The following is a 25,655-nucleotide window of genomic DNA, read 5'->3' on the forward strand; positions in this document are numbered from 1 at the left end:
AAGCTCCCACTCAGGGAGCTTTGTCATAGCTTAAAGATTCACTTATAAGTACGCGTGTGGACCAAACACCTCATAGTGGATGCGGTCACGAGAAACACCCATTTGATCGAGCTGTTTTACGGCAAATTCCATAAAAGCCACGGGGCCACAAAGATAAAACTCACCGTCAGCTAGCGGTAATGAATCAACCTGCGTAAGGTCCATCATGCCATCTTGGTCACGCAACCAAACTTGATGCTGCCAACCATGCTGGCCAATTAAAGCCTCTGTTTCTTGAGCAAAAGTATGCTGTGACTTAGTCTCACAAGCATAGTAGTAGCTAACGTTTTGTTTACCTTCAGTAGCTAAAGTCTGCGCCATAGCTTGAATTGGTGTCGCACCCACACCCGCAGCAATGAGTACTACTGGCTTATCGGTTACTTTATAGAAAAACTCACCCGCTGGTGGGTAAACCATTAATGAGTCGCCTGCTTGTAACTCGTTATGTAGGTAATGAGAGACTAGCCCTTGGTATGAACCTTCCGCATCTTGCGTGCCTTCGCGTTTCACCGAGATGCGGTAACTTGTGCCATTAGGCGCTTGTGACAAAGAATATTGGCGGATCTCTACATGTTCACCATTACTAGGTTTTACTTCAATACCCAAATACTGTCCTGGTTGAAAATCAGCAATTGCTTCGCCATCTGCTGGGCGCAATTCAAAACTGGTGACCAAATCAGACTCAGGCGTTTTTTTGTAAATGACAAACTCACGTGCGCCACGCCAGCCACCATTAGTACTCTCATTTGCCTGATAGATCTCTTCTTCACGGTTAATAAACACTTGTGCCAAGAATAGATAGGCAGCAGTCCAAGCCTCTTCGACTTCTTGAGTAAAGGCCTCTGGTGCGAGTTCGCGAAGGGTCTCGATAAGATGATGACCAACAATCTGATAGTGCTCAGCTTGAATATTGAAGCTGGTGTGTTTATGAGCGATGCGCTCTACCGCTTGAGTTAGCGCAGAAAGGTTTTCGATATTTTTGGCGTAAGCAGCAATAGCCTCAAACAGCGCAACACTCTGACGCCCCGTTTGTTGGTGAGTCATATTGAAGATGTCTTTTAGCTCTGGGTTGTGGCTAAACATGCGTTGATAAAAATGTTGCGTTAAAGCAGGACCGGCACCTTCAAGCAAAGGAATTGTACTTTTAACAACAGCAATATGGTTTTCGTTGAGCATAAGAGTTTTTCTCCTGATATTGTTATACCCAAGTCACGACAAACTACTTGAGCATGATTCTCTATTTTGAGAACTCATGCTCTATAAGCAGGAACAATGCCAAGTTGATAAATCCTTAATTCAACTAATTTTCAGCAAGTTAGCCTTAAATTTCAGGTCAAAAAGACATCTTTATTTCAAGTCAAAATGACACTACAATAATAAATGCACTCATTTAAGGTTAGCTCATGCAAGATATTTCGATTTCAACCTTGCTGGATATGACAGCAGGATTAGCCAGTGGTCACAACGATCAAGACCGCTTCAATAAGTTGCTCGATGCGATCCGTAAAGCAGTCCAGTGTGATTGCGTCGCTCTCTTAGGCTTGCAGGGAGATACCTTAGTCCCTCTCGCTATCCAAGGTGTTACTCGTGATACGCTAGGTCGCCGTTTTAAAGTCAGCGACCATCCCCGTTTTGAGCAGATTTGCCTAGCGGAAGGCGTGGTACGCTTTGATGCGGACTCAGACTTACCAGATCCCTTTGATGGTTTACTACTCGATTACGACGGTGAATTGCCAATGCACGCTTGTATGGGCTTGCCGCTCATCTATGCTGACCAGCTACTTGGCGTACTCACCTTTGACAGCCTCACACCAAATATATTTGATGCGATTCCTGAACGTAGCTTAGACGCACTCTCGGCAATTGTTGCCTCACACCTTAAGGTGGCGTTAACCGTTTCTCAACTTGAACAACAAGCCAAACAGACCCAACAAAAATTGGAAGAATTAAACCAAGAAGTATGGGAACGGGATGGTGGCGAAATTATTGGTAACAGCAGTGCAATGCAAAACCTCAAAGACGATATTTCCGTCGTCGCTCCATCTGACTTTACCATTCTTATCCACGGCGAAACCGGGGTGGGTAAAGAGCTCGTTGCCCGCAGCCTTCATCATCAATCGTCTCGCAGCCACCAGCCGTTAATTTATGTTAACTGTGCTGCCATCGCTGAGTCCCTGATTGAGAGTGAGCTGTTTGGCCACGTCAAAGGCGCCTTTACTGGAGCCGACAAATCTCGCTTAGGCAAATTTGCTCTCGCCGATGGTGGTACTCTATTTCTCGACGAAATTGGCGAGTTAAGCTTAACGGCACAGAGTAAGCTATTACGTGCTTTACAGAACAATGAAATCCAACCGGTGGGTCAAGACTCGGTGCAAAGCATTAATGTCAGAGTTCTGGCTGCAACTAATCGCAACCTCAAAAATGAGGTAGAGCAAGGTCATTTTCGTGCCGACCTTTACCATCGCCTGAGTGTTTACCCTTTGCATGTCCCACCCTTGCGTGAACGTGAAGAGGATGCGGTGCTATTAGCGGGTTACTTTCTTGAGCAAGCACGCAAAAAACTAGGCATTATTCAACTTAAATTCAGCAGAGATGCTCTGGTACAATTACCCCGTTATGACTGGCCAGGCAACGTACGCGAACTGGAACATGTGATCAATCGTGCGGCACTAAAAGCACGAGCAAAAAGTAGCCGAGCAGGCACCATCTCTGTCAGTGCTATTGATCTCGCATTAGATCATCATGACGTTACCATCGCCCCATCAAAGCCATCCGCTAAAGATGTTATTACCCACACTGTCGCAGTGAAAGATCTACGCCAAGCGACAGATGAGTATCAGGCGAAGTTGATTATTGCCGCTCTAGAGCAAGCGAAATTTAACTGGGCTCAAGCAGCGAGAGAACTTAAAGTCGATCGAGCAAACCTAGTTCGCTTAGCAAAAAGATTGGGTATACAAGTGACCAAACAACACAAGATTGATTACTGATCGAAATGTTATTGTTTATACGATGTAGCTTAGTTGTTACAATGGCAGATATAATTATATGAACTAGAAAGGAATGTTATGAAAGTCATCCGTTGGATCTTGGGCCGCATTATTCTTGTATTAGATTTTGTCTTCTCTCCTCGTGGCGTAAAACGTTCAGCTGAAGCTCAACAATTAGTCGATCAAAAAGCAGAGCAATTGGCACTGTATCAATTTGAAGCATGTCCTTTTTGCGTCAAAGTACGTCGCTCGATGAAACGCCAATCAGTAAAGTTTGATTTGAGAGACGCCAAAAACGATCCGCAACACCGAACTGAGCTTGAAACTGGTGGCGGTAAAGTCAAAGTACCGTGCCTCAGAATTGAAAGCGAAAACGGCGTTAAGTGGATGTATGAATCTTCGGACATCGTCGCTTATTTAGAAAAAGAGTTTGCCTAAAACCCTCGCAAGCAACTATCTTAAAATCATATAGATATATCCTTTCTACCGCATAAAGTAGGAAGGATAAATCAATGACCAGTGCTTACCTCACCTATAAGCAGCACACAGTAAATGGACACTGTGACGTGGGTTAAGCAAGTGGAATAGCAGCCACTACTCTCAATTGAAAGCGCCTCAAATGTTGAGGAGCAGATGGGATAAGGAGCGTGATTTTATGGATAAATTCACCGTAGTACCATTTGAACCACAAAACATCAAAGCGATTGTATTTGACCTCGATAACACGCTAGTCAGCTCAGATATGGACTTTTTCTGGCTACGCGATGAACTCGGTTGCCCAGCCGACAGGGATCTACTGACTTTCACCGAAGAGATAACGTGCCCTAACCAGCGCGCAAACGCAGAGCAGAGAATCCTCGACCATGAACTGGAAGATGCTAGAAGTTCTTATCCAATGCCCGGATGTGTCACGATACTACGTTATATCGAGTTTAAAGATCTGCACACGGCAATCATTACCCGCAATTGTTTTGAAGCCGCTTCGGCTAAAGTAAAACACAATAACCTCAATATCGAACGCATCATCAGTCGTGAGCATTTCGCCCCTAAACCCGCTCCTGATGCACTCAACTCTCTCGCCGATGAATGGCAACTTGCCCCTAAAGAAGTCCTGTATGTCGGTGACTACCTTTATGATTTGCAAGCCGCTTATAACGCCAATATGCCCTCCTGCCTAGTCAATCACGGTGTTGAAAAGCCTTTTGAGCACCAAGCTTCTGTTGTGGTTCCACACTTAAATGACTTAACCGTGTTGCTAAATTTAGACAATCCGAGTAACAATAGGTAACAATTTCAATAATATGGTAGGAAGCCAACAATGCCTAAAAATAAAGTGCTGGTTTTATACGCTCATCCGTCCCAACATCGTTCGGAAGTAAACCAGCCACTCTTCGATGCTGCCAAAAATATTGAAGGTGTTACCACCGTTGATCTTTATTACGAATACCCAAGCTACAACATCAATATCGACCGCGAACAAAAGCGTTTAGTGGAACACGATGTGATCATTTTTCAATTTCCACTCTACTGGTACTCCACACCAGCAATGCTTAAAGAGTGGCAAGACTTGGTATTAGAGTATGGTTTTGCCTATGGCAGCCAAGGTACTGCGCTCAAAGGAAAACACTTCTTATGCGCTTTATCAGCTGGCGGCCGAGCTGATGCCTATCAAACTGAGGGTTACAACCACTTCACCATTCGCGAGCTGCTCTACCCTATGGAGCAAATGGCCGCACTCACTGGCATGAAGTATATGGCGCCTCTTGCCCTTTTTGGCGCTCGTACCGCGAAAGAAGAAGGTCGCATCACACAGCATGTCGAGCGTTGGAAAAAATTACTCAACGCGTTAGTCAACGATCAGTTTGACTACAAACGCGCTTATGAAGTTGAAAAGCTCAATCCATACCTCAAGCAGCTGATCTTAGGAGATAAATAATGACAGGTTATTTTCTGCAAGCCTTTATCTACCTCGTTGCAGCCGTGATTGCCGTGCCAATCGCCAAACGCCTCGGGTTAGGCTCGGTATTGGGCTACTTGATTGCAGGTGTCGTGATCGGCCCAATCATTGGTTTAGTCGGTGAAGAAACCACTACTATTCAACATTTTGCTGAATTTGGCGTGGTAATGATGCTGTTCTTGGTTGGCTTAGAACTCGAGCCAAAAATGCTGTGGAACATGCGCAATCGCCTATTGGGTTTAGGCGGTTTACAAGTTGGCGCAACAACAGCAGCCGTAATGGGCATCGCGTTAGTCTTTGAGCAGCCATGGACCATCGCCCTAGCGATTGGTTTGATTTTCGCCCTTTCTTCAACGGCGATTGTATTGCAAACCTTTAATGAAAAAGGATTAACACGAACCGAAGGTGGGCAAAATGCCTTCTCAGTCTTGCTATTCCAAGACATTGCCGTTATCCCAATGCTGGCGTTTATTCCGCTATTGGCATTACCTGAACTGGTCGAAAAAGCACAAACAGCCGCTTCTAGCGCCGCAGAACATCACGAAGAATTAAGCCTCGTGGCAGGTTTACCTGGTTGGGGCTATGCACTCGTCATCGTTATCTCTATTGCGGGCTTAGTTGTTGGGGGCCACTACCTCAGCCGCCCACTATTTCGCTTTGTTGCTAGCTCAGGTTTGCGTGAGATCTTTACCGCTACCGCACTAATGCTAGTCGTCGGCATTGCGGCACTGATGAGCCTAGTGGGTCTTTCTCCTGCTTTAGGCACATTCCTCGCAGGTGTTGTACTGGCAAACAGTGAATTCCGCCATGAGCTAGAGTCCAATATTGACCCATTTAAAGGGCTATTACTCGGCTTGTTCTTCATTACTGTGGGCGCAGGAATCAACTTCGGCATTCTATTTGATGATTTCTTCCTTATCATCGGTTTAACCCTTGGCGTGATGTTACTCAAAGCATCAATACTCTACGTACTGGCATTTTGCTTTAGAATTCGTAAGAGCAACCGTTGGTTATTCACGCTCAGCTTGGCGCAAGCCGGTGAATTTGGTTTTGTGCTCTTGAGCTTTACCACGCAAAACCACGTCATTCCGCTCGATATTGCACAAACACTTTCTTTAGTCGTGGCGCTGTCGATGTTCCTCACTCCTGGACTCTTTATCTTATTTGATAAGGTGATTCTGCCGCGCTACCAACAGGCGTCTAATGAAGGTGAAGCGGATGAAATTGATGAGAAAGGCACAGTGATTATTGCGGGTATTGGTCGTTTTGGTCAGATAATCAATCGTCTATTGGTTGCCAATGGTATTAAAACGGTTGTGCTCGACCACCAAGCAGATCAAGTAGATATGGTACGTCAAATCAATACAAAAGCTTACTTTGGCGATGCCACGCGTCCAGATCTTCTCCACACAGCGGGGATTGAAGAAGCCGCCATGGTCGTAGTAGCGATGGATAACCGAGACGCTTCACTCGCCTTGGTGAAACACATCAAGCACACTTATCCAAAAGTAAAGATCCTTGCGCGTGCATTTGACCGTGGTGACAGTTACTTACTTCGCCAAGCGGGCGCAGATATCATTGAATCTGAAACCTACCACTCCGCTATTGAGCTGGGTGCACATGCTCTGCGTGAATTGGGCCAACACCCATTCCATGTTGAGCAACAAAAAGCCAGCTATAAACGTGTAGAAGATAAAAAGTCAGACATGCTGTACCAAGCATGGCTTGATGATGCGTCTGGTGAACGTTTCGACAACAACTATCGTCAGCTGTTTATTCATCTTGAAGAACAGATAAAACTGGCTCTCGCGACCGATCGAGCCGATAAACACAACAATGATGAACGAGGTTGGACGCCCCCACCAAAAGGGTATGCTGAAGATTTTAAAGAAAATCTTTAAAGTGTTTTAACTGCTAGCTACTCGAATAAAAATCGATATCGAGTAAACTAGCCACATCCTAAGCCGAGGTCTTCCTCGGCTTATTTATAACTAGCGCGCAAGTAATTATGACAACCACCCAAAACACATCACTAGCAAGACAGTTATTTAATATGACTTGGCCAATGCTATTTGGCGTACTCTCTTTGATGAGCTTCCAGCTTGTCGACAGTGCTTTCATCGGTCAGCTAGGTATATTGCCCCTTGCAGCCCAAGGCTTCACCTTACCAATTCAAATGATCATTATTGGTATTCAAGTTGGGCTAGGTATTGCAACCACCGCTGTAATTGCCAAGGCGATTGGTGCGAACAAAACTCGCTATGCGCAACAACTTGGTGGACTGGTTATCGCAATGGGTTCAGTGGGTGTCGCGTTATTTGGGGTCCTTATCTACCTATTGCGTGAACCTCTACTATCGCTCCTCAGTGCACCTGAAACTGTTTTTCCAATTATTGATAGCTACTGGGTTTACTGGTTGATCAGTTCATGGACAGGGGCATTACTCTATTTCTTCTACAGTGTTTGTCGTGCCAATGGCAACACCATGCTCCCAGGCACTTTGATGATGGTAACTAGCCTTATCAACCTTGCACTCGATCCGTTATTCATTTTCACTTTTGATCTAGGGATCAATGGTGCAGCAATCGCGACTATCGTGGCCTTTGGGATTGGTATTCTTATCGTCGCGCCAAAAGTGACTCGCAAACAATGGATATGCTTTGATTGGCATGACCTCGATCTACCTGCCAGCTTAAAATCGATTGGCAACATCATGGGCCCTGCAATGATAAGCCAATTGCTGCCACCGCTCTCTTCAATGTTAGCCACCAAATTGCTTGCGGGATATGGCACGGCTGCTGTCGCGGCATGGGCGTTAGGCTCACGTTATGAGTTTTTCGCCATCGTAGCAGTGCTAGCGCTGACTATGTCGATGCCACCGATGGTTGGGCGCCTTTTAGGTGCAAATAAGATCAACGAGATCCGCCAACTGGTGATCATCGCCTGTAAATATGTGCTGGCATCTCAACTCGTCATCGCGCTAATAACATTTGTGAGCAGCGGCTTCCTAGCCCGCTTGATGACCAGTGATATCAAAGTCGAACAGATCTTAGATTGGCATTTGATGATTGTGCCATTCAGTTTAGGCCCACTCGGTATTTGTATGTTAATGGTTTCAATTAACAATGCGCTTGGTAAGTCCTATACCGCGCTCACCATCTCTGCTTTGCGCTTATTTGCTTTCTTCTTACCCTGCCTCTGGGTGGGTTCGACACTTGGCGGTATTGAAGGCATCTTCTGGGGAGCACTTATTGGTAATATTGCCGCTGGCACTTGCGCTTGGTTTATGTACCAAAATGCGGTCTCTCAAGTTGAGCAACGAGTTGAAGCAAAATAGGTTGCATTATTTTTAACCAAACGTTAACCTAAATTTTCGCAAATTAGGATATTTACTATGCAATTTTCGTTTACTTACCTGTGGCTCCTTCTCCTCAATGCCTGTAGCCGGTAGGTGAACCTGTGCCTGGCTACGAGTATGTAGCCAGCTTGCATTAACTCGTAGCATCCCATTTAAACAAGGAACGAGTTAATGACCCAACAACAGCAAAGCTTATTTTTATCCAAGTTCAATTCCGATCATCAAATTGGCTTATTGTGTGCCTTTATTGGTTGCCTGTTGTTTTCACTAAAACCTATCTTGGTCAAGCTCGCCTATCAAGCCGGCGGGGATGCTACCTCTATTATGGCTTTGCGCGCGTTAAGCTCTCTGCCTCTCTATTTATTCACCCTAATTTATCTATGCCGTAAAGCTGCGAATCGCAGCAAAATTCGACAGTCTGGCTTTGCCGCCGCAGGTATCGGTATTCTCGGTTATTACGTCGCCAGCTATCTTGATATCTCTGCGCTGGCATTTATCTCCGCGCAATTGGAACGCTTATTGATCTTCTTGTTCCCCTCTTTCGTGGTTTTGATTAGCTGGGTGGTTTACAAACAAGTACCGACTAAAGCCGCGGTAGGTGCGACGATAGTCGGTTATGCTGGCACTGCCCTTATCCTTGCCCACGACTTCCAAACATTAGGAAGCTCAGTAACGTTAGGCGCAGTATTGGCCGTCGCGTCTGCGTTTGTATTTGCGATTTACTTAGTCGCAAGCAAGCCCTTAATTGGTCATTTAGGGAGCTCACTATTTACCAGTATTGGTATGGGAAGTGCGGGTATCGCTATTTTGATTCACCTATATATCAGCGGCGCACAAGTCACCGAGTGGTCGTCCGAATTGATCGTCATTGGCGTAATACTAGGCATTGTCTGTACCGTTTTGCCTTCTTACTTTGTGGCGGCAGGCATGGCAAGACTTTCACCAACCCAACTGAGTTTAACCAATAACGCAGGCCCGGCGATTACGGCGATATTTGCCGTACTAATATTAGGAGAATTATTCACAATTTGGCACGGAATTGGTCTTGTTTTGGTCATATTCTCAGTGATTATGATAAATCGTTCAAAAAGTTAGAGAGTTCTAAACCATTAAGTCGTATGATCCACAAACCTTTTTCGAGTATCCGTTTTTATGAGCAGTAATCACCACCCAATTAAAGGCGCAAGCTGGATGCTGACCGCAGGTCTGGCTTTCGCCATTGTTAACAGCTTGGCTCAAGTAGCCAGTATCAATCATGGTCTTTCTTCTACGACAGTCGCTTTGGTTCAATATGCTATTGCGCTCGTGGTGATCTTGCCATATTTAAAAACACTCGGTATTCGCCAATCACTCAGAACCCAAAAGCTGGGCTGGCATGTGTTCCGCGTATTTTTGTCAGTAATTGGTATTCAACTTTGGCTGTGGGCTTTGGCTTATCCGGTACCAATTTGGCAAGGTATCGCGCTACTCATGACATCACCACTTTTCGCTACCATTGGTTCAGGATTATTCCTAAAAGAGAAAGTCGGTAAAGCTCGCTGGGGAGCAACCTTAACCGGTTTTATTGGCGCAATGATCATTCTTGAGCCTTGGGCTGATAATTTTAGCTGGGCAACACTGCTACCTGTCGGGGCGGCTTTTTTCTGGGCTTGCTACTCTCTGATGGTCAAAAAACTCTCTTCGGATGACTCACCATCGACCATGGTGGTTTACCTGCTGATCTTGATCACACCATTCAATATCTTATTGGCTATTCCAGAGTGGACCACGCCTTCAGGACTCAACGTTTGGTTGATTTTGCTTGCTGCTGGTGCGGCGACAGCTCTAGCTCAATGGGCTATCGTCAAAGCTTATTCAGTGGCTGATGCGTCTTTTGTACAACCATTTGACCACGCAAAACTGCCGCTCAACGTATTGGCTGGTTGGGTAGTTTTTGGCTGGGTTCCACCAGGCCGTTTATGGCTTGGCGCGGCTATTATCATTGCTTCAGTTGCCTTTATTACACAATGGGAAGCAAGAAAAGTGCGAGTGACTCATTCTAAATAACGAATTCAATGTTGAAAGAAAATCTCTCGCGGGTCGTTCTACTTTAATAACAAATACTTTTGGGGTGATGCATAATTCATCAAAGTGAACCAAACTCACCTCAAACCAGTAAACGAACTAACTGCAGTTTGGCTAAGGCGAGAGATTCCATCCAAGCGCCTCGCTAAAGAACCTTTAGGGAGATCACCATGACAACACCAATTAAAATTACGCTTTATCGCTGGGCTGGTAGTTGGGGACCATTTAAAGTCAACATTCCTTGTGGCGAATGCACTTTGACGAAAGACATTCTTCAAGATACTTTCGATAACGAACTCGCAGGTATTCCTATCGAACTCGAAGTAAAAGATTGGCTTTCGCATTGGTGGGAACCATTAAAACTTGGCGCATGGCACGCCCCTATTCTTGTGGTTGAAGGCAAAGTGATAAGCCAAGGCGAAGCGCTTAACCGAGGGGTCCTTGTTCAATCAGTCATTCAAAACTGGACCAAGCAAGATACGCTCAAAGGCAATATTGTTTATGGCAAAGCGACTTGCCCATTCTGCGTAAAAGCTAAAAAAATGCTTGATGATGCGGGGATTGAATATCAATACCACGATGTGGTCAAAGATAGCGCGGCGCTGTATCGCATGATCCCTGAAGTAAAAGCCATCATTGGCATGAAAACACCGGTAACTGTGCCGCAAATTTGGCTCGATGGGCAATATATTGGTGGTGCAGATAATCTAGAAGCGTGGATCGAAAAAAAGGGACTGAATAAAGTGCCTGACAATGTCGTCAATCTCGAGGCGAATCAAGGTTAAGCAGCGTTATTACTAATACCTCTGTGTCAAATACCATAAACAAACAACCCCAGCCAAAACTGGGGTTGTTTGTTTAACGAATCACGTAACGCGACGACTAGCTACGCTTTGGCTGCTGGTAAGTCTTACCTGCTGCTTGGTAGGTATCTTTACGCTTCACTTCAAACATCGCATCAAAGAACCATGCTACAAAGCGAATTACGTCGTCGCCTTCATTCATTACGTGCTCAACAAACTCTTGCTCTTCGCCTTGTTCATTTTCCTGCATCGTAACGTGATAAATACGCTTCTCGTCATCCACTTCTGCTAATGCAAATTGACCAGTAAGAGATTCGGCAACTTCTGCCACTTCCTGATCGTCACTTGCTTTTAAAATCGCTAAAGCTTGAGGAAGATTTTCTTGCTGGCAAGCGTCTTTAACCAAAGCTTCGAACTCTTTATGTTCCATTGTGTCACCTAATTGGCTTTGTTCATCTTAGTTGGCGGCATTGTATACCTAACTCCTCGCTTGACGCTAGTTTCCTCGCGAGTCAACTTTTGATTTACATGCCAATCCAATACTTTTGATTGAAAAACACTTCGTTCGATATAAAAACACGACGCAGTTTGAAAAAATATGCCACCTGTACCATATTTACATCTAAGACATACAAGAGTAAGTGACAAAGATCACGTGTGAAAGGAGATGTCAGGTGGCAGGAAAAAACATACCACAATCGCATTTTATTGACGTAGAAACCATCAATCGCATCGTTGCTCTCAATGGGCATGAGCTTTTACATCAAGTCACTATGCTGCTACACAATGAGTTTGGTAGCCAGTGCACTTGTATCGTTGAGTTAGATAAACTTAACTTTTTTGCCCAAACGCTTTCGTTTTCATGCCAACAAAGGATCCAAACTCCGTTTTGCTACTCATTGGTTGGTACGCCCTGCTATGAAGTAAGCAAGTCTAATAAACTTTTCTGTTTGTTTAGTGAAAATGTTGCTCAAGATTTTCCTCAAGATACTTTTCTCATTGAAAACGATATAGAGGCCTATTTAGGCATCCCGCTTCAGTCAAACAATGGTGAAAACCTTGGTATTTTGCTCTCTACTTACACAAAATCACTCAGTGAAATGGACGAAGAAAGCAGAAGCAAACTCATTTATTACCACACCTTCTTTGCCAATATCATCGTTCATAGCCTGCGTGCGAAATGGTTCTCGGCTCGATCTGACAGTCTTGTAAATCAACTCAGTCACGAAATATCCCATGATGCTTTAACTGGCTTACTCAACCGCAGGCGTCTTGCTGATATGTTAGAGCACTATGCTGATACGACGAGTGAAGCTATCACGCTGGTGTACATCGATATCGATAGTTTTAAATCAATCAACAACCTCTATGGCAACTATATCGGAGACCAAGTACTGAAATTTGTTGGTACGACTATTGAAGAATGTGTGCCTGAAAAAAAACATGCCTTTCGTATTTCCGGCGACGAATTCGCTTTTATAACCTTCTCAAGCGAGCCTTTTACTATTTGCCAGAATATTATCGTCAAGCTGCAGCAAGGCTATCAAGATTCATCACACAACATAAAAATTAGTGCAAGCATAGGACTCGCGTGCAAATCAGATCAGCATCTGTCCGCTGATCAACTCATGCTAAATACATCTCTAGCCCTCAAAGATTGTAAACAGACGCACAATAACTATATTCAAAGCTTCGATATTCATCTAAGTAATCAATACTATCGCCGCACGATGGTGATTGATGCACTAAGAAATGAGTTAGACAATCTCAATACCAATGATAGCGAGATATATGTACTTCTACAGCCGATTGTCTCGATGGAAAATCAATCTTGGGACTATTTTGAAACGTTGGCGCGTTGGAACAGTAAGACTCTGGGTACTATCTCACCGCAAGAGTTTATTGAAGCTGCCGAACAATCTGGATTAATTGTTGAATTGGGCCAACGTATCGTTGAACTGGCATGCAAAGCCAAATACGAAGTAGAACAAGGCTTAGGCTACAAGATTCGATTAAGCCTCAACTGCTCGGCACATGAACTCGCAGACTCTGAACGCTACATGCGCCACTTAAACAACTCGATATCCAAATATAGCTTTCATCCCGATGAGTTTACGATTGAGTTAACTGAGACCGTGTTACTCTCTCGAACCAATGAAGTACGTTACATCCTAGACACGCTAAGATCTCAAGGTTACACCGTTGCACTTGATGACTTCGGCACAGGCTATTCAAGTTTGAACTACATCCACAGTTACCCGATCGATACGATCAAAATTGATGCGACATTTGTGCGAAACATATTATTTAATGAAACCGCTGAGCGAGTAGTAAACCTGATTATTCAATTAGCTCAACAACTCAAAGTAAATCTTATTGCGGAAGGTGTTGAAACCGAAGATGAGTTAAATAAATTAGTCACTATGGGGTGTAAGCAGATTCAAGGTTACTACTTTTCTAGACCGGAAAGCCCAGAAGTCATTATTTCACAGGTGCAAGGCACTGCACATAATGCGGTGATGAAAAGTGGTGAGCGTTGAGATGAGAGTTGAGATAATAGATAAGATTTAAGAATGGCGATAAGAGAGGCATCGAAAACGGCCTCTCTTTGGATTTACACTGCAAGCAATCTGCTCTTGGGGCGATCCAATCCGCTAGGTAACGGATGCGGTTAAAACGGTAACTCCACCTGCATCATGACGTTATCTTTTTCGTCTTCATGCCACATATAGTCGAGTCTAAACCTTGGCTCACCGAGTTTTTTCTCGCCGAAACCAACACTAAATTGCAAACCATGGTTCATCAACCACTCTTGGGTTGTGATTTCATCGTCCTCGTTGAGTTCAGTAGGTGACCAAACACCGATACCAAAGTAGCTATCAGAAAAATTCTGACTTACAAGAGGATTCGAGTCCGTTTTTAACACCCAGTCAGACCAGTAGTCACTGTAGCTGTGAGAGTCAGGCTGACTCAAAGTCTCATAGTTATACTCGTCGTTTTCAGAAAGCACGAGTTCGGGCATTTTTTCCGTACAGTCAAGAAACAATGAATAAGACTCCGGTAGAGTCACATCATTTGTTACGCCATAATATTGGTTCTCACAAGCAAACGTGCTTGTTGAAAGGAGGCAAAAAACAAGCGCAAAGCTCATCTTTGTCATATCTACCTCAAATTTATTTTATTGTTACTTATAGGTTTACTGATCCAAGTATAGTTAGTAGTACTGATTCTCAGTCAGGATTGTGCAAACTCTTTCTGTTGTTAGGTGTTTTATAGACTGCTTTTGCTGTAAAGCCAAGCGTATATCCGTGCTTCTTACTGCCACTTTCTCAGGGCAAGCCATTACATTCCAACGTTTAACAATTTCTTGTGCATTATAGAACTTACTAAAGTTGAAAAAATTATCAGGCCCCATAACAAAAGTAAGCTCGGCTTCAGGGTATTTATCTTGCAGGGCTGACAGTACTGCAAAGGTTGTCACAGCTTGAGCGCTTTCTTGAAACAGCTCCTGTTCTATTGTGCAGCACTCAAGATTAGGTAATGAAAGATCTTCGATAAATGCTTGGATAAGCTCCACTCTATGCGGGAAATCTAACATCTCTTTTCCCCAAGCATGAGCAATACTCGGTAGTAGGAACACTCGTTCAAAATGCCCAAGAGATTCTAATACGCTGCGGTGCCCGATGCTTGGTGGGTTAAACGCGCTACCAAATACAGCGATTTTTGTCATTTTTTATCCTTGTATGAGATGAAATCCGTGATCTCGGTTTTCTATTTACTGGTTTTAGGTATGATACTAACTATACCTTATGATTTATATAACAATGCTGCAGGAAGAATACTAATGGAACAGTTGATTCGCGATGAAATGCGCGTTCTACCGTCGATTGACCCTCATTTTGAAATCACTCGCCGTGTTGATTTCATCAAACGCAAACTAACCGAAGCTGGTTGTAAGTCACTTGTACTTGGTATCAGTGGTGGCGTTGACTCAACCACATGTGGTCGCCTAGCACAACTGGCAGTAGACCAGTTGAACGAAGAACAAGGTGGTGGTTACCAATTTATTGCCGTTCGCCTACCTTACGGTGAACAGCAAGATGAAGACGAAGCGCAGCTTGCTCTGCAGTTTATCAAACCCACTCATTCTGTTTCCGTCAATATTAAACACGGTGTAGATGGACTACATGCTGCCTCTCACGTTGCGCTTGAAGGCACTGGCCTAATACCTCAAGACAAAGCGAAAGTCGACTTTGTTAAGGGCAACGTAAAGGCGCGCGCGCGTATGGTCGCTCAGTACGAGATTGCTGGCTACGTAGGTGGCTTGGTGCTTGGTACTGACCACTCAGCAGAAAACATCACGGGTTTTTACACCAAATTTGGTGATGGTGCGTGCGATATGGCGCCTCTGTTTGGCCTAAGCAAACGCCAAGTGCGTGATGTTGCGGCAACGCTTGGCGCTCCTGAACAACTTGTACAGAAAGTACCAACCGCCGATCTTGAAGAGCTTGCCCCACAAAAAGCGGACGAAGATGCGTTAAATCTCACTTATGAACAAATCGACGATTTCTTGGAAGGTAAACCTGTATCAGCGGAAGTCTCTGAACGTTTGGTAAAAATCTATCAGATGACTCAACACAAGCGCCAACCTATTCCGACAATTTATGATTAACTGAGTAATTAGTTACGATAAACAATCAAGGGAGCCAATCGGCTCCCTTGATTTTGCACCTTTTGAACGACGCTTAAACTCGCTCTTCTAAACCAATGTTATTGTTTGCCCATAGCAAGGCTTGTAGACGATTTTTAGCATTAATCTTCTTAAAGATATTATGTAGGTGAGTTTTAACGGTATTCTCACTTACAAACAATTCATCTGCGATCTGCAGGTTTGATGCGCCATGACCAAGCAAACGCATAATCTCTTTTTCTCGTTTAGTCAGATTGGCATAAGCTTGCGAAGTAGTCACAGAGTTCGCGCAGCGGAAATGCTCTATATAATCTTGTGCAACACGGCGAGACAACCACATCTCATCTTGCATGATTTTCTGCATGCCTTTAAGCAATAAACTGATTTCATCATCAACGTAAAAAACACCGACTAAGTTTCGCCACTTAAACAGCTGCGACGACGCTACATCCGTCGGGCAGTTAATCACGATTTCTTTCACACTCATATTTGAGGCCAAGCGTACTTGGTTATACTGCTCAAAATTAGCGTCATCGAAGTAGTTGAAATCGATCAATACATAATCACCTAAAACAGAATCATCTTCATCGGCGACTCTTGTCAGCTCATCCAATGAAGCCAAATGAACATCCAGTTCAATTCCTCGCTCTAGAGAGTCTTTAAATAACTTCGACTGCATGCTTACATCAGACAGCAAGGTAATTTTACAATTTTGTTCAGGGTTCATGTTTTGTTTCTCCAACTTTGCTCAGGTGCTCATTTAAAACTATCGTTTAGTCATAAATAGTCAACATGAATGCAGATCACACTTTTGCACCAACTAATATTATCCTTTTATATAACAATAGCATAGATTACGTTTCTTAATTTTGAGAACCATGTGGATTACTGTTTGATCAAATCTGAACAGCCTTCTAGATCCCTTCCGAGTGTAACTGTCTAAATAGAAAGTCTTAATTTTGAGTTATTTGTATCACAATTGAAGCGCCATGATTCTATAAAATTCAATGGTACATGATTGATTTCGTGGGAATTAAAGTCATAAAAAAGCCCCAAACCAAATTTTCGGTAAGGGGCTAAGGGTTACTATTGTAAACTTTGGCTATTAAACGTTTAAGCGTCCGTTTTTTTAGTCACGGTATTCGTTAATCATGTTATCGGTGAACCGCGGTATCGGTTAACCACGGAAATAGCGCTGTGGTACAAAAGGCATCTTTTCTACTGTCATAGGTAGCATCTTACCGCGCACTTCAGCAAAGACATTTGTACCCACCGTAGCATGCTCTGTTGCGATATAGCCCATAGAAACTGGCTTGCCTGCATTTGGCCCAGCAGTACCACTGGTCACGACACCAATCTTATTCCCATCAGCATCAAACAATTTAGCACCTTCACGAACGGGTGCTTTAGTTTCACCTACTAAACCAATACGCTTACGCGACACCTGCTTAGTTTCAATTTGTTCTAGGATAATCTCTGCACCAGGGAAGCCTCCCTCACGCTCACCTCCCGCACGGCGAACCTTTTGGATGCCCCAAAGCAAGCTGGCTTCAACTGGCGTGGTTGTCTCATCAAGATCATGACCGTAAAGACATAAGCCACACTCTAGGCGCAGTGAGTCACGCGCGCCTAAACCAATCCACTCGACCTCTTCTTCAGTGATTAAACGCTTAGCGAGCTCCTCAGCTTGCTCATTCGGCACTGAAATTTCGTAGCCATCCTCACCGGTATAGCCACTGCGCGAAATGATGCACTCAACGCCAAGCAACTCAAGCTTCGCCACATCCATAAACACCATATCAGCCACAGCGGGTTGGAAGCGCTTAAGTACTTCAACCGCTTGCGGACCTTGCAGAGCCAATAGCGCGCGATCATTAATCACTTCTAGCTCCACACCTTGCGGAAGGTTGGCTTCAAGGTGAGCGATATCTTGCTTCTTACACGCCGCATTCACTACCACGAATAGATGATCGCCTAAATTCGCCACCATCAAGTCATCCATGATGCCGCCTTGCGGGTTTGTAAAAAACGCATAACGTTGATTGCCCGATGGCAGATCAACAATATCTACTGGTACGAGCGTTTCAAGAAATGCAGCCGCACCCTCACCTTTGAGTCGTAGCTGTCCCATGTGCGAAACATCAAATAAACCTGCGTGTTCACGGGTATGTAAATGCTCCTTCTTAACACCTAGTTTGTATTGCACAGGCATATCATAGCCCGCAAACGGCACCATTTTGGCCCCCGCTTCAATATGCAGAGCATGCAGTGGTGTTATCAGTAGCGCTTCGTTCATGTGATGTCTCCAAATATCCGTTTCGAGTTCTGCTTAAGAAAACATGTTTCCGATAATAAACATGATAGGGCAATCTTTGCACGATTAAACTTTCATCGCCGTATCAAAGTGTGACATTTAACATTTTTAGAACATGAACCCATATGCAAAACCGTACGTAAAGCTTGCGCTCTACAACAAAAAGAGCCGGGTTACACCGACTCGATTGAAATGGAAAGTACTGAAGATTTCCAATCGGAAACTATTGATGAGATTACTTTGCTGTCACCCACAGAATTAATGCATCTTCCTCACTGACAGAAACTAACATATGCCCCATATTGGCATCGTAGTAGGCACTGTCACCTTCTACCATTTCTACTGGTTCATAGAACTCGGAAAAGAAAGTCACCGCTCCGGATATAATCAAAAGAAATTCTTCACCATCGTGCCTAACCCAGTCGTTGTACTCTTCAAAATTACGCGCACGAACGCGGCTTTTAAATGGCATCATTTTCTTATTAAGCAGTTGAGTCGCCAGCAGTTCATGCTCATAGGTTTGGGTAGGGTGAGGCTTGCCCTCGCCTGCGCGAGTTAGATCTCTTCGCCCTGTTGCTACCTTTTTCTTTGGCGGTTCAAACAGCTGCGGCATATCTATCTGTAGGCCATGAGCCAATTTCTGCATGGCTTGAAATGTAGGCGAAATTTGCTCGTTTTCAATCTTACTTAACGTTGAACGCGCTAACCCCGTGCGCTGGCTTGCCTCTTCTAAGGTAATCCCTAGCCGGCTGCGGATCGATTTAATCCGTTCGCCTAATTTCAACGGCGCGATAGATTGCTCTTGGCTCTCTTTCGCCAAGGTCAACGATGGATATTCATCGTAGATCTCTTCTGCCATATATCCCCCATGCAGTCTTAACTTCCTGTCTTTGACTTCATTGTGCATGAACCACCGTCAATTAAAAAGGATAAAAGTTGACCAATACGTGTTGCTGTTAACAAAATTAGAAACTATGTTTCCTATAGGAAATTTTTGGTTGATTGTTTTTGCGCCAGCCGCTATGTTACCAACTTGTTAGTTAGCGAGATGCTTTTGCCATTGATGCTAGAGCCGCATAAAGGGCCAGTGGAAATGGGTTTACCCATATTGGGATGAAATTGATCGTGCGCCAAACTCGTTTGAGCAACCGAGTATCCAAAACAACTTGAATTTGTTGGTGGAAAACTTCCCGGCAACTGCAAGTGAGAAAGGAATAAAGTCATTTACAGATGCAAGGTTATGCCTTGTCGACCATTAAGGAAGGTCACTGATTATGAACCATCGATATCAAAATCATCATCTAGAGAACTTCTTCTCCACTCAACTCTCCGCCACTGATGACGCCGTTTTTGCCGGCATCCAAGCAGAGTACACTCGCCAAAATGAACAAATTGAATTAATCGCTTCTGAAAACATCGTTTCAAAAGCGGTGATGCAGGCGCAAGGCACCTGCCTAACCAATAAATACGCCGAAGGTTATCCGGGTCGTCGTTATTACGGTGGCTGTGAGCACGTGGATACCGTTGAGGCTATTGCGATTGAGCGTGCTAAAAAGCTTTTCAACTGCGAGTTCGCCAACGTGCAACCTCACTCTGGCGCACAAGCAAACGGCGCGGTCAAACTGGCACTACTGCAACCGGGCGATACCATTTTAGGTATGTCATTGGATGCGGGCGGCCACCTTACCCACGGCGCAAAACCTGCTCTATCGGGTAAATGGTTCAACGCCGTTCAATACGGTGTCGACCGTGACACATTAGAAGTAGATTACGAAGCCGTTCGCCAACTCGCATTAGAACATAAGCCTAAAATGATCATCGCGGGCGGCAGTGCGATTCCTCGTACTCTTGATTTCGCCAAGTTCCGTACCATTGCCGATGAGGTGGATGCCTTATTGATGGTCGATATGGCGCACATCGCCGGCCTTATTGCCACTGGCGCACACCCTAGCCCACTGCCACACGCGCATGTGGTCACAACCACCACACACAAAACCTTACGCGGCCCTCGCGGCGGCATGATCCTCACTAACGATGAAGCGATCATTAAAAAGATTAACTCTGCGGTTTTCCCTGGCCTGCAAGGCGGTCCACTGATGCACGTTATCGCTGCCAAAGCGGTCGCATTTGGCGAAGCGTTGGGACCTGAGTTTAATACTTATATCGATTCGGTGATCGGTAACGCAAAAGTTCTCGCTGAAGTATTGCAAACTCGCGGGTGCGACATTGTAACCGGCGGTACCGATACACACTTAATGCTGGTTGATTTAAGACCAAAAGGTCTTAAAGGCAATCAGGCAGAACACGCGTTAGAGCGTGCAGGTATCACATGTAATAAAAATGGCATCCCGTTCGATACAGAGAAGCCTATGATTACATCGGGGATCCGTTTAGGTACCCCAGCTGGTACAAGCCGCGGCTTTGGCGTAGAAGAATTTAGACTGATCGGTAATTGGATTGGCGATGTGCTAGACGGGTTAGTTGAGAACCCAGAAGGCAATGCAGAAGTGGAACAACGTGTCCGCAAGCAAGTTAAAGAGCTCTGCGCTCGCTACCCACTTTACCAATAAAATTAAATTTGGAGATTTAGCAATGGACAAAACCCTCAAGTTTACTGATAGCCACGAATGGGTACGTGACAATGGTGACGGTACCGTCACAATCGGTATTTCTGAACATGCACAAGAAATGTTAGGCGACGTTGTATTCGTTGACCTACCAGACGTTGAAGATTCAATTGATGCAGGCGAAAGCTTCTCACTGGTTGAGTCGGTAAAAGCCGCTTCAGATATCTACGCACCAGTAACCGGTGAAATCGTAGAAATAAACGAAGAGTTGGAAGACAGTCCAGAGCTTATCAACGAAGAGCCTTATGAAGGTGGTTGGATCGCGAAAGTGAAGCTTTCTGATCCAGCAGAGCTCGACGATCTAAAAGACGCCGACGAATATCTAAGCTCTATTGAAGAAGAGTAATTAAGGAAACAGCAAAAAGCTGCCCGTGAAAGTGGGCAGCTTTTTTTAAAGGTTCGTATATACCCAAGCATCTTGAATTCACTTGGGTATAAGTCGTCGCGAGGGTCACTCAACTCTTTCGCAGAGTATGGACCTTTCGAAAAGGTAAAGGACAATGACAACACTACTTCAAAGCCTCAGCACTCAACATGAATTTGTGGCTCGCCACAATGGACCAAATCAAGCCGACCAGCAAAGCATGCTGGCAGCAATCAATGTAAGCAGCTTGGACGAACTAATCGCCCAAACAGTACCTGCACAAATTCGTCTTGAGCAACCACTTAAACTTGCCGAAGCGCAAAGCGAAGCCGATATGCTCACCGCGATGAGACAGTTCGCCGATCAAAACGAACTTAAGCGCACTTTCATCGGCCAAGGTTACTACAACACCTTTACGCCTAACGTTATTCTGCGTAACGTGATGGAAAACCCAGGTTGGTACACGGCTTATACGCCTTACCAACCAGAAATTTCTCAAGGTCGTCTAGAAGCACTGCTGAACTTCCAACAGATGGTGATGGACCTCACCGGCATGGAAATCGCCAACGCCTCATTGCTTGATGAAGCCACCGCAGCCGCTGAAGCGATGACCTTATGTAAGCGTGCAGGTAAGAGTAAAAGCAACGTATTTTTTGTCGCTGCTGACGTGCACCCACAAACCATTGAAGTAGTGAAAACGCGTGCTAAATTTATCGGCTTTGAAGTTTTAGTTGATGAGCTAGACTCACTACCAAACCACGATGTGTTTGGCGCGTTGGTACAATACCCGTCAACCACGGGTGAAGTACGTGACATCACAGACCTAATCGCCAAAGCGCAAGCCAACAAAACCGTCGTGGCGGTTGCGACCGATCTTCTCGCCAGTGCACTCATCAAACCTGCGGGTGAAATGGGCGCTGATGTAGTGATTGGATCAGCTCAACGCTTCGGTGTGCCTATGGGTTACGGCGGTCCACACGCTGCGTTTATGGCAACCAAAGACAAGCACAAGCGCACTATGCCTGGTCGCGTCATTGGTGTTTCAATCGATGTCAACGGCAACCAAGCACTGCGCATGGCAATGCAAACTCGCGAACAACACATTCGCCGCGAGAAAGCGACCTCTAACATCTGTACTGCTCAAGCGCTGCTTGCCAATATGGCGTCATTTTTCGCCGTTTACCACGGCGCAGAAGGCTTGCGTACCATCGCGCGTCGCACACACCACATGACAGCAATTCTAGCAGCAGGCTTAACCAAGGCTGGTTATGAGCTAGCGCACAACAGCTTCTTCGATACCATCGCCGTTAACACGGCGGGTAATACCGAAGCGCTGTATCAAAAAGCACAATCTGCAGGTATTAACCTACGTTTGTTAAAAGCGAGCCAACAGCTTGGCGTAAGTTTTGACGAAACCACTACCATCAGCGATGTGGCAGCCCTATTTGCGATCTTCGATGTGCAAGAGAACGTTGCCAGCCTATCAGCAGATATCGAGAACAACGAGTTCGCAGCGATTCCTGAATCTTGCCGTCGCACTTCAGATTACCTAACGCACCCTGTGTTTAACACGCACCACAGTGAAACTCAGATGATGCGTTACCTAAAACAGCTAGAGAATAAAGACTTCTCGCTGACTCACGGTATGATCCCACTAGGCAGCTGTACTATGAAGCTGAATGCCGCCGCTGAGATGATCCCGGTAACTTGGCCTGAATTTGGTGCACTTCACCCATTCGCCCCTATCGAGCAAGCCGCAGGTTACAGCGCACTGGCGAAAGATCTTAAAGAGAAGCTGTGTGAGATCACCGGTTATGATGATTTCTCGCTACAACCTAACTCAGGTGCCTCTGGCGAATACGCCGGTCTTATTGCGATTCAGCGTTACCATGAAAGCCGTGGCGATGCGCACCGTAACGTTTGTTTGATCCCAAGCTCTGCGCACGGTACTAACCCAGCAACCGCATCTATGGTTTCCATGAAAGTGGTGGTGGTTAAGTGTGACAACGACGGCAACATCGACCTTGTTGACCTAGCTGACAAAATTGAAAAGCACCGTGAAAACCTATCTAGCATCATGATCACTTACCCTTCAACGCACGGCGTGTACGAAGAGCAAGTGAAACAAGTGTGTGAGATGGTCCACGAGGCAGGCGGTCAGGTCTATCTAGATGGTGCGAACATGAATGCGCAAGTAGGTTTGACTACACCAGGGCTAATTGGCTCTGACGTTTCGCACCTTAACCTGCACAAAACCTTCTGTATTCCACACGGCGGTGGCGGCCCAGGTATGGGACCTATCGGTGTAAAATCGCACCTTGCGCCTTTCCTACCAGGTCACATTGTAAATGGCGTAGAAGGCGAAGACTTTGCGGTATCAGCCGCCGATTTAGGCAGCGCTTCTATCCTACCTATCTCGTGGGCATACATCGCGATGATGGGTGAAGTTGGCTTAACCGAAGCAACCAAAGTAGCGATTCTTAACGCTAACTATGTGATGGAGCGCCTGCGCCCGCACTACCCTGTGCTATACCGTGGCACCAATGGTCGCATCGCACATGAGTGCATCATTGATATTCGCCCACTTAAAGAAGAGATTGGCATCAGCGAAGAAGACATTGCTAAGCGCTTAATGGACTACGGTTTCCACGCGCCAACCATGTCTTTCCCAGTCGCGGGCACACTAATGGTAGAGCCAACTGAATCGGAAGATTTGGAAGAACTAGATCGCTTCTGTGACGCGATGATTGCGATTCGCCACGAGATGGACAAAGTGAAAAACGGCGAATGGCCACTGGATAACAACCCACTAGTAAAAGCGCCACACACTCAAGTTGACCTATCAGCTGACGAGTGGACGCGTCCATACTCACGTGAAATTGGTTGTTTCCCTTCTAAAGCGACTAAGCAATGGAAATACTGGCCGACAGTTAACCGCGTAGATAACGTCTATGGGGACCGTAATTTGATCTGCTCGTGCCCTAGCATTGATAACTATGAAGATTAATTTTTAACTTAAAATTCAGTAAATTAGTTATCTTTGAGTATAGTTCAAAAGCGAACCTTGGGGTTCGCTTTTTGTTTGGTTCTTATAGTGTGCAGAGTGGAAGGAGCGTAATTGTTATGTTTACAGCCAAATAAGCCCACTATACGGTTTAGCTCTTAGGGACTCTAACCTGCTTTCTAGCGAACCGGTGTGGATCTCTAATTTGTGACCGTCAGGATCCAAAATATAAAGAGACTGCCCTTCACTCTTGTTTTCTTTCCAAATTTCCGCACCCAATGAAATAACGCGCTTTGTAAAAGCTTCAAATTCTTTAGACGAAATATCAAAAGCTACGTGGGTATAATCGCTTTTTGGGCATGGGTCATCAAGAGAGAGACAAAACCATAATTCGCCTACTGATAGATAAGCCCCACTGTCCCACTTAACATGAGCTATAAAACCCAACGTATCTCGATAGAACCTAAGGGAGCGTTCTAAGTCACTAACTGCAATAGTAATATGATTGAGCCCTAAAACCACCGTTTCCTCCATTGAACACATCGAATAACAGAAATTCAGCGTGGCAAACTTTACTTCATAACTCTGCCACTCGGTCTAAACCACTGGTTTAATTACCAAAAACGTACATAAAGACATGAAATTATCTGTGGGTGTACATTATTGAATAAGAGCGTTCTACAAGCTCGGGGCTCATAGGCGTTCCTATATTTTGCCAAGTTATCTCTCTTTAAATAGAACGCTATTTAAATTCCATTTTGGCCGCAAGATCACCCCAATCAAAATATCCATACTCAACAAAACCAACACCACCGAAGTGTCTACAAACTAAAATGCTACGTGTTTCAGGACAACTTGAACTCTCGTTAAATAAACTACTTCAGCGCGATGTAGACGCTCACTTTGCTAGCACTTTCGTAATATTCAATATCGGTTGTATATGCCCTTTCATGCTCACAATTTGGAGAGGCAAAGTAAGACCAAGCTGACTGCCAAGCAGCAATAACCGCTGTAGGAAACTCGCCTTCAGATTCAAACTTCAGGTAAGAACCCGGCACTACGGATACAGATGACAGCTCAATGTTAGACGAAGATACTTCATTTGAGCCCATTAGAACGTCAAAATGACCATTAACGTCTGACTCATAATTATAGTAAACGCTATATGCTCTGGCCCCAGCCTGATAATCAATAACTAGATTGGAGTCGACAAACTCAACGTGCTGTGGAATTTTAGCCGTCTCGGGGTTCATTTCAATTTCATTGCGGGTTCTTAAGATTAAACCTTGGATTTCAAAACCTTTTACTTCAACGACTTCCATTCGCTCTCCATTAAATAATCACTCACTCTAGACTGCTGACTACAATAGCAAATGGGCACCGATACGAATAGATGTCGAAGCGTGTGGTGATGCGTATTATTGAGCGAAAACACTGCGCATGCTTAG

The 25,655-nt window shown here is 44.9% G+C and carries 23 protein-coding genes; 14 read left to right on the forward strand and 9 right to left on the reverse strand.

Going from position 1 to position 25,655, the window contains the following annotated elements; translation table 11 throughout:
* Positions 1-42: 42 nt before the first annotated feature.
* Positions 43-1,215, reverse strand: coding sequence for an NO-inducible flavohemoprotein (gene hmpA, locus IRQ95_RS03835; protein ID WP_194435686.1), 1,173 nt, complete (start codon positions 1,213-1,215; stop codon positions 43-45).
* Positions 1,216-1,442: 227 nt separating this feature from the next.
* Between hmpA and norR the strand changes: the two genes are divergently transcribed.
* From norR to IRQ95_RS03880, 9 genes are all read left to right on the forward strand, one after another.
* Positions 1,443-3,026 (forward strand): nitric oxide reductase transcriptional regulator NorR, encoded by a 1,584-nt coding sequence (gene norR, locus IRQ95_RS03840; RefSeq protein ID WP_194435687.1) that lies wholly within the window; start codon positions 1,443-1,445, stop codon positions 3,024-3,026.
* Between the two features lie 78 nt (positions 3,027-3,104).
* Positions 3,105-3,464 carry a glutaredoxin family protein gene (locus IRQ95_RS03845; RefSeq protein ID WP_194435688.1) on the forward strand — a complete coding sequence of 120 codons (360 nt, stop codon included), beginning with the start codon at positions 3,105-3,107 and terminating at the stop codon, positions 3,462-3,464.
* Positions 3,465-3,681: 217 nt separating this feature from the next.
* Positions 3,682-4,314, forward strand: coding sequence for an HAD family hydrolase (locus IRQ95_RS03850; protein ID WP_194435689.1), 633 nt, complete (start codon positions 3,682-3,684; stop codon positions 4,312-4,314).
* Positions 4,315-4,344: 30 nt separating this feature from the next.
* Complete coding sequence (locus IRQ95_RS03855) at positions 4,345-4,962, forward strand: NAD(P)H-dependent oxidoreductase (protein WP_194435690.1); 618 nt, start codon at positions 4,345-4,347, stop codon at positions 4,960-4,962.
* Positions 4,962-6,884, forward strand: coding sequence for a monovalent cation:proton antiporter-2 (CPA2) family protein (locus tag IRQ95_RS03860; protein WP_194435691.1), 1,923 nt, complete (start codon positions 4,962-4,964; stop codon positions 6,882-6,884). The genes IRQ95_RS03855 and IRQ95_RS03860 overlap by 1 nt, the downstream gene beginning before the upstream one ends.
* Before the next feature lie 107 nt (positions 6,885-6,991).
* Positions 6,992-8,320: an MATE family efflux transporter gene (locus IRQ95_RS03865; RefSeq protein ID WP_194435692.1), complete on the forward strand. Its 1,329-nt coding sequence runs from the start codon at positions 6,992-6,994 to the stop codon at positions 8,318-8,320.
* A 192-nt stretch (positions 8,321-8,512) separates the two neighbouring features.
* Positions 8,513-9,436 carry a DMT family transporter gene (locus IRQ95_RS03870; protein ID WP_194435693.1) on the forward strand — a complete coding sequence of 308 codons (924 nt, stop codon included), beginning with the start codon at positions 8,513-8,515 and terminating at the stop codon, positions 9,434-9,436.
* Positions 9,437-9,493: 57 nt separating this feature from the next.
* Positions 9,494-10,387, forward strand: coding sequence for a DMT family transporter (locus IRQ95_RS03875; protein ID WP_194435694.1), 894 nt, complete (start codon positions 9,494-9,496; stop codon positions 10,385-10,387).
* A 188-nt stretch (positions 10,388-10,575) separates the two neighbouring features.
* The gene (locus IRQ95_RS03880) at positions 10,576-11,190 is read left to right on the forward strand and encodes a glutaredoxin domain-containing protein (protein ID WP_194435695.1); all 615 of its coding nucleotides are present in this window, start codon (positions 10,576-10,578) and stop codon (positions 11,188-11,190) included.
* Positions 11,191-11,287: 97 nt separating this feature from the next.
* Here IRQ95_RS03880 and IRQ95_RS03885 read toward each other — a convergent pair whose 3' ends face one another.
* Complete coding sequence (locus tag IRQ95_RS03885; RefSeq protein ID WP_194435696.1) at positions 11,288-11,638, reverse strand: hypothetical protein; 351 nt, start codon at positions 11,636-11,638, stop codon at positions 11,288-11,290.
* A 244-nt stretch (positions 11,639-11,882) separates the two neighbouring features.
* On the opposite strand from IRQ95_RS03885, the gene IRQ95_RS03890 reads away from it, so the two are divergent.
* Positions 11,883-13,748: a putative bifunctional diguanylate cyclase/phosphodiesterase gene (locus IRQ95_RS03890; protein WP_431358047.1), complete on the forward strand. Its 1,866-nt coding sequence runs from the start codon at positions 11,883-11,885 to the stop codon at positions 13,746-13,748.
* A gap of 131 nt (positions 13,749-13,879) precedes the next feature.
* Here IRQ95_RS03890 and IRQ95_RS03895 read toward each other — a convergent pair whose 3' ends face one another.
* Together IRQ95_RS03895 and IRQ95_RS03900 are read right to left on the reverse strand one after the other, a co-directional pair.
* Positions 13,880-14,230, reverse strand: a complete 351-nt coding sequence (locus tag IRQ95_RS03895) for a hypothetical protein (RefSeq protein ID WP_228481247.1) — start codon at positions 14,228-14,230, stop codon at positions 13,880-13,882.
* A gap of 192 nt (positions 14,231-14,422) precedes the next feature.
* Positions 14,423-14,938, reverse strand: coding sequence for a nicotinate-nicotinamide nucleotide adenylyltransferase (locus IRQ95_RS03900; protein ID WP_194435698.1), 516 nt, complete (start codon positions 14,936-14,938; stop codon positions 14,423-14,425).
* 114 nt (positions 14,939-15,052) lie between these two features.
* On the opposite strand from IRQ95_RS03900, the gene nadE reads away from it, so the two are divergent.
* Complete coding sequence (nadE, locus tag IRQ95_RS03905; protein WP_194435699.1) at positions 15,053-15,880, forward strand: NAD(+) synthase; 828 nt, start codon at positions 15,053-15,055, stop codon at positions 15,878-15,880.
* A gap of 73 nt (positions 15,881-15,953) precedes the next feature.
* Here nadE and IRQ95_RS03910 read toward each other — a convergent pair whose 3' ends face one another.
* From IRQ95_RS03910 to IRQ95_RS03920, 3 genes are all read right to left on the reverse strand, one after another.
* Positions 15,954-16,625 carry a LuxR C-terminal-related transcriptional regulator gene (locus IRQ95_RS03910; protein ID WP_194435700.1) on the reverse strand — a complete coding sequence of 224 codons (672 nt, stop codon included), beginning with the start codon at positions 16,623-16,625 and terminating at the stop codon, positions 15,954-15,956.
* A gap of 450 nt (positions 16,626-17,075) precedes the next feature.
* A complete protein-coding gene (gcvT, locus tag IRQ95_RS03915) occupies positions 17,076-18,194 on the reverse strand; it encodes a glycine cleavage system aminomethyltransferase GcvT (RefSeq protein WP_194435701.1) in 1,119 nt (372 codons plus the stop codon).
* Positions 18,195-18,447: 253 nt separating this feature from the next.
* Positions 18,448-19,071, reverse strand: a complete 624-nt coding sequence (locus IRQ95_RS03920) for a helix-turn-helix domain-containing protein (RefSeq protein WP_194435702.1) — start codon at positions 19,069-19,071, stop codon at positions 18,448-18,450.
* Positions 19,072-19,486: 415 nt separating this feature from the next.
* Between IRQ95_RS03920 and IRQ95_RS03925 the strand changes: the two genes are divergently transcribed.
* The 3 genes from IRQ95_RS03925 (at position 19,487) to gcvP (ending at position 24,210) form a co-directional block, all read left to right on the forward strand.
* On the forward strand, positions 19,487-20,782 hold the full coding sequence (locus IRQ95_RS03925) for a serine hydroxymethyltransferase (protein WP_194435703.1): 1,296 nt from the start codon (positions 19,487-19,489) through the stop codon (positions 20,780-20,782).
* A 22-nt stretch (positions 20,783-20,804) separates the two neighbouring features.
* Positions 20,805-21,185: a glycine cleavage system protein GcvH gene (gene gcvH / locus IRQ95_RS03930; RefSeq protein WP_194435704.1), complete on the forward strand. Its 381-nt coding sequence runs from the start codon at positions 20,805-20,807 to the stop codon at positions 21,183-21,185.
* Positions 21,186-21,339: 154 nt separating this feature from the next.
* Positions 21,340-24,210, forward strand: a complete 2,871-nt coding sequence (gcvP, locus tag IRQ95_RS03935) for an aminomethyl-transferring glycine dehydrogenase (RefSeq protein WP_194435705.1) — start codon at positions 21,340-21,342, stop codon at positions 24,208-24,210.
* Between the two features lie 120 nt (positions 24,211-24,330).
* On the opposite strand, the gene fos is transcribed toward gcvP, so the two are convergent.
* On the reverse strand, positions 24,331-24,729 hold the full coding sequence (gene fos / locus IRQ95_RS03940; protein WP_194435848.1) for a FosG/FosC2-related fosfomycin resistance glutathione transferase: 399 nt from the start codon (positions 24,727-24,729) through the stop codon (positions 24,331-24,333).
* A 353-nt stretch (positions 24,730-25,082) separates the two neighbouring features.
* Positions 25,083-25,529 (reverse strand): GyrI-like domain-containing protein, encoded by a 447-nt coding sequence (locus IRQ95_RS03945; protein ID WP_194435706.1) that lies wholly within the window; start codon positions 25,527-25,529, stop codon positions 25,083-25,085.
* Between the last annotated feature and the right edge of the window lie 126 nt (positions 25,530-25,655).

The sequence above is a fragment of the Vibrio fluminensis genome (genome assembly GCF_015278125.1).
GTDB classification, from domain to species: domain Bacteria; phylum Pseudomonadota; class Gammaproteobacteria; order Enterobacterales; family Vibrionaceae; genus Vibrio; species Vibrio fluminensis.

Bases quoted from the DNA above. Each gene is read 5' to 3' on its own strand.
- hmpA (WP_194435686.1), bottom strand. From the start codon at position 1,215: ATGCTCAACGAAAACCATATTGCTGTTGTTAAAAGTACAATTCCTTTG.
- norR (WP_194435687.1), top strand. From the start codon at position 1,443: ATGCAAGATATTTCGATTTCAACCTTGCTGGATATGACAGCAGGATTA.
- IRQ95_RS03845 (WP_194435688.1), top strand. From the start codon at position 3,105: ATGAAAGTCATCCGTTGGATCTTGGGCCGCATTATTCTTGTATTAGAT.
- IRQ95_RS03850 (WP_194435689.1), top strand. From the start codon at position 3,682: ATGGATAAATTCACCGTAGTACCATTTGAACCACAAAACATCAAAGCG.
- IRQ95_RS03855 (WP_194435690.1), top strand. From the start codon at position 4,345: ATGCCTAAAAATAAAGTGCTGGTTTTATACGCTCATCCGTCCCAACAT.
- IRQ95_RS03860 (WP_194435691.1), top strand. From the start codon at position 4,962: ATGACAGGTTATTTTCTGCAAGCCTTTATCTACCTCGTTGCAGCCGTG.
- IRQ95_RS03865 (WP_194435692.1), top strand. From the start codon at position 6,992: ATGACAACCACCCAAAACACATCACTAGCAAGACAGTTATTTAATATG.
- IRQ95_RS03870 (WP_194435693.1), top strand. From the start codon at position 8,513: ATGACCCAACAACAGCAAAGCTTATTTTTATCCAAGTTCAATTCCGAT.
- IRQ95_RS03875 (WP_194435694.1), top strand. From the start codon at position 9,494: ATGAGCAGTAATCACCACCCAATTAAAGGCGCAAGCTGGATGCTGACC.
- IRQ95_RS03880 (WP_194435695.1), top strand. From the start codon at position 10,576: ATGACAACACCAATTAAAATTACGCTTTATCGCTGGGCTGGTAGTTGG.
- IRQ95_RS03885 (WP_194435696.1), bottom strand. From the start codon at position 11,638: ATGGAACATAAAGAGTTCGAAGCTTTGGTTAAAGACGCTTGCCAGCAA.
- IRQ95_RS03895 (WP_228481247.1), bottom strand. From the start codon at position 14,230: ATGCCCGAACTCGTGCTTTCTGAAAACGACGAGTATAACTATGAGACT.
- IRQ95_RS03900 (WP_194435698.1), bottom strand. From the start codon at position 14,938: ATGACAAAAATCGCTGTATTTGGTAGCGCGTTTAACCCACCAAGCATC.
- nadE (WP_194435699.1), top strand. From the start codon at position 15,053: ATGGAACAGTTGATTCGCGATGAAATGCGCGTTCTACCGTCGATTGAC.
- IRQ95_RS03910 (WP_194435700.1), bottom strand. From the start codon at position 16,625: ATGAACCCTGAACAAAATTGTAAAATTACCTTGCTGTCTGATGTAAGC.
- gcvT (WP_194435701.1), bottom strand. From the start codon at position 18,194: ATGAACGAAGCGCTACTGATAACACCACTGCATGCTCTGCATATTGAA.
- IRQ95_RS03920 (WP_194435702.1), bottom strand. From the start codon at position 19,071: ATGGCAGAAGAGATCTACGATGAATATCCATCGTTGACCTTGGCGAAA.
- IRQ95_RS03925 (WP_194435703.1), top strand. From the start codon at position 19,487: ATGAACCATCGATATCAAAATCATCATCTAGAGAACTTCTTCTCCACT.
- gcvH (WP_194435704.1), top strand. From the start codon at position 20,805: ATGGACAAAACCCTCAAGTTTACTGATAGCCACGAATGGGTACGTGAC.
- gcvP (WP_194435705.1), top strand. From the start codon at position 21,340: ATGACAACACTACTTCAAAGCCTCAGCACTCAACATGAATTTGTGGCT.
- IRQ95_RS03945 (WP_194435706.1), bottom strand. From the start codon at position 25,529: ATGGAAGTCGTTGAAGTAAAAGGTTTTGAAATCCAAGGTTTAATCTTA.